At 73.9% G+C, this 6,806-nt stretch carries 9 protein-coding genes; 3 read left to right on the top strand and 6 right to left on the bottom strand.

Annotation, left to right across the window (positions count from 1 at the left end; genetic code table 11):
- Positions 1–203: 203 nt before the first annotated feature.
- Complete coding sequence (locus tag KBX37_RS24365) at positions 204–452, bottom strand: hypothetical protein (RefSeq protein WP_210778227.1); 249 nt, start codon at positions 450–452, stop codon at positions 204–206.
- A gap of 250 nt (positions 453–702) precedes the next feature.
- Between KBX37_RS24365 and KBX37_RS24360 the strand changes: the two genes are divergently transcribed.
- Together KBX37_RS24360 and gndA are read left to right on the top strand one after the other, a co-directional pair.
- Entirely contained in the window at positions 703–999 is a 297-nt protein-coding gene (locus tag KBX37_RS24360) for an MTH1187 family thiamine-binding protein (protein ID WP_210778226.1), read from the top strand.
- Positions 1,000–1,159: 160 nt separating this feature from the next.
- The gene (gndA, locus tag KBX37_RS24355; RefSeq protein ID WP_210778225.1) at positions 1,160–2,602 is read left to right on the top strand and encodes an NADP-dependent phosphogluconate dehydrogenase; all 1,443 of its coding nucleotides are present in this window, start codon (positions 1,160–1,162) and stop codon (positions 2,600–2,602) included.
- A 182-nt stretch (positions 2,603–2,784) separates the two neighbouring features.
- Here gndA and KBX37_RS24350 read toward each other — a convergent pair whose 3' ends face one another.
- From KBX37_RS24350 to recO, 5 genes are all read right to left on the bottom strand, one after another.
- Entirely contained in the window at positions 2,785–3,552 is a 768-nt protein-coding gene (locus KBX37_RS24350) for a pirin family protein (RefSeq protein WP_307849182.1), read from the bottom strand.
- The gene (locus tag KBX37_RS24345) at positions 3,549–3,743 is read right to left on the bottom strand and encodes a thioredoxin reductase (RefSeq protein ID WP_231925317.1); all 195 of its coding nucleotides are present in this window, start codon (positions 3,741–3,743) and stop codon (positions 3,549–3,551) included. Before KBX37_RS24345 ends, KBX37_RS24350 begins: the two co-directional genes overlap by 4 nt.
- A 221-nt stretch (positions 3,744–3,964) precedes the next feature.
- The gene (locus tag KBX37_RS24340) at positions 3,965–4,150 is read right to left on the bottom strand and encodes a hypothetical protein (protein ID WP_088960799.1); all 186 of its coding nucleotides are present in this window, start codon (positions 4,148–4,150) and stop codon (positions 3,965–3,967) included.
- 80 nt (positions 4,151–4,230) lie between these two features.
- On the bottom strand, positions 4,231–5,007 hold the full coding sequence (locus KBX37_RS24335; protein WP_210778233.1) for an isoprenyl transferase: 777 nt from the start codon (positions 5,005–5,007) through the stop codon (positions 4,231–4,233).
- Positions 5,008–5,039: 32 nt separating this feature from the next.
- Complete coding sequence (recO, locus tag KBX37_RS24330; protein WP_210778224.1) at positions 5,040–5,915, bottom strand: DNA repair protein RecO; 876 nt, start codon at positions 5,913–5,915, stop codon at positions 5,040–5,042.
- A gap of 102 nt (positions 5,916–6,017) precedes the next feature.
- Here recO and KBX37_RS24325 point away from each other — a divergent pair, with 102 nt between their 5' ends.
- Positions 6,018–6,794 (top strand): DUF4097 family beta strand repeat-containing protein, encoded by a 777-nt coding sequence (locus tag KBX37_RS24325; RefSeq protein WP_210778223.1) that lies wholly within the window; start codon positions 6,018–6,020, stop codon positions 6,792–6,794.
- Positions 6,795–6,806: the final 12 nt, after the last annotated feature.

The raw sequence follows: 6,806 nt of genomic DNA, 5'->3' as shown, positions 1-6,806 counted from the left end.
TGATACATCAGTGGTATCACGCTCGTCGCGGTCATCCTTCCGCGCCGCGACACGCCGAACCGGGTCACCGGGCCGCTCGGGACACGGTCCCGGTGCGGCGGCCACGGATCGCCGCACCGGGAGCGCGCTCCCGGCGTTCACTGCCGCCACCGGGCCGCCGGATCAGGTACGCGACCGACCGGCATCCGCACCAGCGGCGCCGGTCAGCTGCGGCGGAAGGCGTACCGGCGGTTCTGGCCACGGGCGGCGGTGGAGCCGCCGCGCACCGACGGGCCGGTCCACGGCGGCGTCGCCGGGGCGGGCCGGGCGGCGGCGGGCGCGGAGCCCGTCTCCTCCGGCAGGGTGACCGGGGCGGCGGGCGCCACGGTGAGCGCGTCGAGATCCGGCGGGCTCACCGCCACCTTGGCCGGCGCCGACGGGCGGGACTTCTTCGGACTGCGCTTGGTGGGCATACGCTGCCTCCTTCGGATGCGGGGACCGCGCCGCGAGGCGGGCGGTCGGCGGGCAGGGAACGGCCCGGGCGACCCGACCACGAGACACCACCCGTACGGGAAAGGTGGGGAATGCGGACGCCCGGCACGGCCGGACCCCCGACGACGCGGCGGGCCCGACTGGCTGAAGGTGGGGCGTCAGATACGCATGCCGAGAGGCTAACCCACCGACGGCGGCGGCCGCAGCCGATTTACTGGCACCATCGACAGCATGCTGATCGCGTTCTCGATTACCCCACTGGGCGTCGGCGAGTCCGTCGGCGACCTGGTCGCCGAGGCGGTCCGGGTGGTCCGCGCCTCCGGCCTGCCCAACCGCACCGACGCCATGTTCACCACCGTCGAGGGTGAGTGGGACGAGGTGATGGCGGTGGTCAAGCGGGCGGTCGACGTGGTGGCCGAACAGGCGCCCCGGGTCAGCGTGGTGCTCAAGGCCGACGTGCGACCCGGCGTCACCGACGCGCTCACCGGCAAGGTGGCCCACGTCGAGGCCCGCCTGGCCGAGGGCTGACCCCGCCGCGCGCCGCCGCCGGCTGCCTCGGCTGGTCCCGCAGCCCGGCGCCCGCGACGGCCCGCGCCGCGCCGCTCACCGAGCGTCGATGTCCGGGCCCTGGCGGCCGGTGTCCGCGATACGGTCGCAGGACGGCAGGCCGACGAGAGGTGGCGGACGGATGGCTCAGCAGGCGACGGCGCAGATCGGGGTCACGGGGCTGGCGGTGATGGGCCGCAACCTGGCCCGGAACCTGGCCCGCAACGGCTTCACGGTGGCCGTGCACAACCGTTCCCCCGAGCGCACCCGCAGCCTCCTCGCCGAGCACGGCGGCGAGGGCACCTTCGTCGGGTCCGAGTCCCTCGCGGACTTCGTCGCCACTCTGGAGCGACCCCGCGCGGTGATCGTCATGGTGAAGGCCGGCGGCCCCACCGACGCGGTGATCGACGAGCTGGTCCCGCTGCTGGAGGAGGGCGACATCGTCGTCGACTGCGGCAACGCGCACTTCGCGGACACCCGCCGCCGGGAGGAGACGCTGCGCGGGCACGGGGTGCACTTCGTCGGCACCGGCGTCTCCGGCGGGGAGGAGGGGGCGCTGCGCGGCCCGAGCATCATGCCCGGCGGCTCCGCCGAGTCGTACGCGAAGCTCGGGCCGATCTTCGAGAAGATCGCCGCGCAGGTGGACGGCGTCCCGTGCTGCCGGCACATCGGCCCGGACGGCGCCGGCCACTTCGTGAAGATGGTGCACAACGGCATCGAGTACGCCGACATGCAGCTCATCGCCGAGGCGTACGACCTGCTGCGGGCGGGGCTGTCGGCGAGCCCGGCGGAGATCGCCGGCATCTTCCGGGACTGGAACACCGGCGAGCTGGAGTCCTTCCTGATCGAGATCACCGCCGACGTGCTGGCACACACCGACGCGGCGACCGGCCGGGCCTTCGTCGACGTGGTGCTCGACCAGGCCGAGCAGAAGGGCACCGGCCGGTGGACCGTGCAGAGCGCGCTCGACCTGGGCATCCCGATCACCGGCATCGCCGAGGCGACCTTCGCCCGGTCGCTGTCCGGCCACGCCGACCAGCGCGCCGCCGCCCGCCGGGCCTTCGCCGACGCCGGTGAGAAGTGGCAGGTCGAGGAGCGGGAGACCTTCGTCGAGGACGTCCGACGCGCGCTGCTGGCCAGCAAGATCGTCGCGTACGCGCAGGGCTTCGACCACATCCGCGCCGGCAGCCGCGAGTACGACTGGGACATCGACCTCGGCGGCACCGCCACCATCTGGCGGGGCGGCTGCATCATCCGGGCCCGCTTCCTCGACCGCATCCGCGAGGCGTACGACGCCCAGCCGGACCTGCCGACGCTGCTGGTGGCCCCGTACTTCGCCGAGGCGGTCGGCGCCGGGGTGCCGAGCTGGCGGCGGGTGGTCGCCGACGCCGCCCGGGCCGGTGTGCCCACCCCGGCGTTCTCCTCGTCGCTGGCCTACTTCGACGCGCTGCGCGCGGAGCGGCTGCCGGCGGCACTGATCCAGGGCCTGCGGGACAACTTCGGCGCGCACACCTACCACCGCGTCGACCGGGAGGGCACCTTCCACACCGTCTGGGCCGGCGACCGCTCCGAAACCCCCGCCTAACCCCCAACCCCCCACCCCCACCCCCACCCCCGCGCTCGCCCTCTCCCCCGCGCGATCTTGCAGTTTCCGCCCCGACAAACCCGCGCGAAAGCCGCGGACCGAGGGCACAAACTGCAAGATCGACGGGGAGACGGGCGAAGGGAGATGGGGGCGGGGAGAGGGAGGAGGGGGGTGAGGTCGGGTCAGGCGAGGGTGGCGTGCATTTCCCAGACCAGGATCTCGGCGGGGTCGGTGGCGGTGACGCGGTGGCCGCCGGTCATCGTGATCCGGGCGGCGTCGCCCGTGCCGAGCCGGCCGGCGCCCTCCAGCGTCACCGCGCCGCTGGGCACGTAGAGGTGCAGGTAGGGCGCGTCGGGCAGGGTCACCTCGTCACCGGCGGCGAGCCGGGCGGCGTGCAGGGTGGCGTACCGGTTGCGGATCCGGATGGCCGAGGCGCCGTCGTACCGGTCCATGCCGGAGGCGACCGGCACCAGGCCGCCGCGCAGCAGCTCGTCACCGATCTCCAGCTGCTCGTAGCCGGGGTCGACGCCGCCGGTGTCGGGCACCACCCACATCTGCACGAAGTGGACCGGGTCGCCGTGCGGCTCCCGGCCGTCCAGCCGCCAGGAGTCGTTCTTCTCCGAGTGCAGGATGCCGGTGCCGGCGCTCATCCGCTGGGCCAGCCCGGGATAGATGATCCCGCTGTGGCCGGTGGAGTCCTGGTGCACCAGGGAGCCGCGCAGCACCCAGGTCACGATCTCCATGTCCTCGTGCGGGTGGGTCTCGAATCCGGTGCCCGGGTGGACGATGTCGTCGTTGTTGACCAGCAGCAGGCCGTGGTGGGTGTTGGCCGGGTCGTAGTGCCGGGAGAACGAGAAGGAGTGCTTCGAGTCGAGCCAGGACAGTCGGGTCTTGAACCGGTCCTCGGCCCGGCGGACGTCCACCGCCGGGCTCGGCGCCAGCGCGGTCACCAGGCCCGCTGCCCGGTCTCGTTCGGCGCCCAGGTCAGCGCCGGTTCACCGGTGGCCAGTTCGGCGATCTCGCCGGAGCGCACACTCGGGGCGTGCCCCAGCTCGGCGCAGTGCTGCTCGGCGATCTCGGCGCAGATCCCGGCGACCTGTTCGCAGATCGGGCTGCCCAGGTCGGCGGCGTTCAGCGCCATGATCATCTTATACCGGAGCTCCGGCATCCCCACCCCCCGTGGCGGACGCGCCCGGGCGGCGCGCCCTGCGCCGATCGTACGCGCACGGGCCGCGCCGACCGGCCGGAACGCGTCAGCGCCGCCCCCGAGGGAGCGGCGCCGACGGCGTGGTGCGGGTCGCTGGTGAGCGCGAGGAACGCAGCGCAGCGGACTCCCGCAGTCGTGAACGAAAGGCAGGCCGGTCACCAGAACCGGCGACGCTTGGCCTTCTGCGGACGCAGCATGTCCGCGCCCTTGCTGAGCAGTCGGCTCACGCCGGTCGGGCCCCGGCGGGCCTCCAGCGTGTGGCTGAGCCGGCGCGCACCGGCCGCGGCCAGCGGCACGGCGACCGCCATGACCGCCCACTGGGCAATCCGCTTCTGAATCATGTGGGTTCACCTCCGCGTCTTGGCTGCTACCTCAACAGGTACCCCACCCGACGCCCGGACAATCACGAGCCCGGCGACGTCTACACCTGGGGGGCGACCGGGTTGGGCAGCGCGCCCCCGAACCGGCGGTCCCGCTGCGCGTACAGCTCGCAGGCGTACCAGAGGTGCCGGCGGTCGAAGTCCGGCCAGAGGGTGTCGAGGAACACCAGCTCCGCGTACGCCGTCTGCCAGAGCAGGAAGTTGGAGATCCGCTCCTCACCGGAGGGACGCAGGAACAGGTCCACCTCCGGGATCTCCGGGTGGTAGAGGTACTTCGCCACCGTCTTCTCGTTGACCTTCGCCGGGTCGAGCCGACCGGCGGCCACGTCGCGGGCGATCGCGGCGGCGGCGTCGGCGATCTCCGCCTGGCCGCCGTAGTTCACGCAGAACTGCAGGGTCAGCGTCGAGTTGCCCCGGGACATCTCCTCGGCGGTCTGCAACTCGGAGATGACGCTCTTCCACAGCCGCCCCGCCCGGCCCGACCAGACCACCCGCACGCCGAGGTCGACGAGCTGGTCACGGCGGCGGCGGATGACGTCCCGGTTGAAGCCCATCAGGAACCGGACCTCGTCCGGTGAGCGCCGCCAGTTCTCGGTGGAGAACGCGTACGCCGACAGGTAGGGAATGCCCAGCTCGATCGCGCCCTCGATGGTGTCGAAGAGGCTGAACTCCCCCGCCTCGTGACCCTTGGTGCGGGGCAGGCCGCGCTCCTTGGCCCACCGGCCGTTGCCGTCCATCACCACCGCGACGTGCTTCGGCACCGCCTCGGCGGGCAGCGCCGGCGGCCGGGCGCCCGACGGGTGCGGTGTCGGCGGCACCGGCGCGCGCCGGCCGGCCCTCAACGATCGGATCACTCGGTCATCTCCCTGTCCACGCCGTCCACGCCGGCCCCGACGCCGGGCGGCGGCGGGACCGGGCCGGCCACGCCACCGCCGGGTGACGGGACCGCGCCGGCCGCCGGGGCACCCCGGTCGACCAGCGGCAGCGAGCGTAGCGCGCGCTCCAGGTGCCACTGCAGGTGCGCCGCGACCAGGCCGCTGCACTCCCGGCGTACGCCGGTCTCGGTGGCGTCGGCCACCCGCCAGTCGCCACTGGTCAGCGCGGACATCAGGTCGATGGTGGCCGGCGCGGGGTGGGCCGCGCCGGGCGGCCGGCAGTCCGGGCAGACCGCGCCGCCGGCCGGTACGGAGAAGGCCCGGTGCCGCCCCGGCGTGCCGCAGACCGCGCAGGCGATCAGCGCCGGCGCCCAGCCCGCCAGCGTCATCCCGCGCAGCAGGTACGCGTCGAGGACCAGCGTGGTGGCGTGGCTCCCGTCGGCCAGCGCCCGCAGCGCGCCGAGGGTGAGCTGGAACAGCCGCAGCGAGGGTTCCCGCTCGACCGGGGTGAGCCGCTCCGCGGTCTCGGCGATCGCACTGGCCGCGGTGTAGCGGGGATAGTCGCCGAGGAACCGCTTGCCGTAGAGGTCGATCCCCTCGACCTGGCTGACCGTGTGCAGCGAGCTGCCCTGGTTGCCCTTCGGGTCGCCGGCGAGTTGCACGTCGACGTGGCCGAACGGCTCCAGCCGGGCGCCGAACTTGCTGGTGGTGCGCCGGATGCCCCGGGCCACGGCGCGCAGCCGGCCGTGCCGGCGGGTCAGCAGGGTGATGATCCGGTCGGACTCGCCCAGCTTCTGCACACGCAGGACCACCGCGTCGTCGCGGTAGAGCTGGCGGCGGTACCCGGGCATCGGGTCATTCTCCCTCGGGGTGGGAAATCAGGGTCGGTTCGGGGTGGACCAGCGTCGCGTCCCCGATGTGCGGCGGGCGGAACCGGCCGTAGGTTGCTGACCATGGCTCTTCCCCGCACCGCCGTCGCCCTGAGCGCGGCCGCCACCGTCATCCTCGCCGCCGGGTGCGACACGCTCTCCTTCCGGCGGCTGGACTTCGACCACACCGAGGCGGTACGGATCAGCACCGTCACCGTACGGCCGGGCGCGGGCGACGTGGTGGTCCGGGCCACCGGGCCGGCCACCGAGGTACGCATCAAGCGGGTGCTGCGCTACCAGGGCGACCAGCCGCGCACCACGTACGAGGTGCGCGGCGACGAGCTGGTGCTGGACGCGGAGTGCGGCCCCCGCTGCTCGGTGTCGTACGAGGTGACCGCCCCGGAGGGGGTCCGGGTGCGGGGCGAGACCGGCTCCGGCAACGTCGAGCTGAGCCGGGTCGGTGTGGTGGAGCTGGCCCTCGGCTCGGGCAACATCCGGGTGGCCGGCGCCACCGGCCCGGTACGCGCCGCGACCGGCTCCGGGAACATCGAGGTGGAGGACGTGGCCGCCCCGGTCGAGCTGCGCGCCTCGTCGGGCGACATCACCGGGCTGCGGCTGCGGGGGCAGGTGAACGCCGAGGCCGAGTCCGGCAACGTGACGATCGAGCTGGACGAGCCCGCCTCGGCGCGGGCCCACGCCTCCAGCGGCGACGTGGAGGTGCTGGTGCCCGCCGGCCGGTACCGGGTGCGGTCCAGTACCGGGTCGGGCGACAGCGATCTGGGGGTGCCGAACGATCCGGGGGCGTCGCTGGTGCTCGACCTGAGCACCGGCAGCGGGAACGTGCGGGTCAGCCAGCGTTGATCTCGACGGTGG

The sequence above is a fragment of the Micromonospora sp. U56 genome (genome assembly GCF_018070095.1).
Taxonomy (GTDB): Bacteria; Actinomycetota; Actinomycetes; order Mycobacteriales; family Micromonosporaceae; genus Micromonospora; species Micromonospora purpureochromogenes.
This window is presented reverse-complemented; position numbering and strand designations above follow the sequence as displayed.

Excerpts from the sequence above, each read along its gene's own strand:
- recO (WP_210778224.1), bottom strand. The coding sequence starts at position 5,915 with ATGCCCGGGTACCGCCGCCAGCTCTACCGCGACGACGCGGTGGTCCTG.
- KBX37_RS24345 (WP_231925317.1), bottom strand. The coding sequence starts at position 3,743 with ATGGCGCTGAACGCCGCCGACCTGGGCAGCCCGATCTGCGAACAGGTC.
- KBX37_RS24340 (WP_088960799.1), bottom strand. The coding sequence starts at position 4,150 with ATGATTCAGAAGCGGATTGCCCAGTGGGCGGTCATGGCGGTCGCCGTG.
- KBX37_RS24365 (WP_210778227.1), bottom strand. The coding sequence starts at position 452 with ATGCCCACCAAGCGCAGTCCGAAGAAGTCCCGCCCGTCGGCGCCGGCC.
- KBX37_RS24325 (WP_210778223.1), top strand. The coding sequence starts at position 6,018 with ATGGCTCTTCCCCGCACCGCCGTCGCCCTGAGCGCGGCCGCCACCGTC.
- KBX37_RS24360 (WP_210778226.1), top strand. The coding sequence starts at position 703 with ATGCTGATCGCGTTCTCGATTACCCCACTGGGCGTCGGCGAGTCCGTC.
- gndA (WP_210778225.1), top strand. The coding sequence starts at position 1,160 with ATGGCTCAGCAGGCGACGGCGCAGATCGGGGTCACGGGGCTGGCGGTG.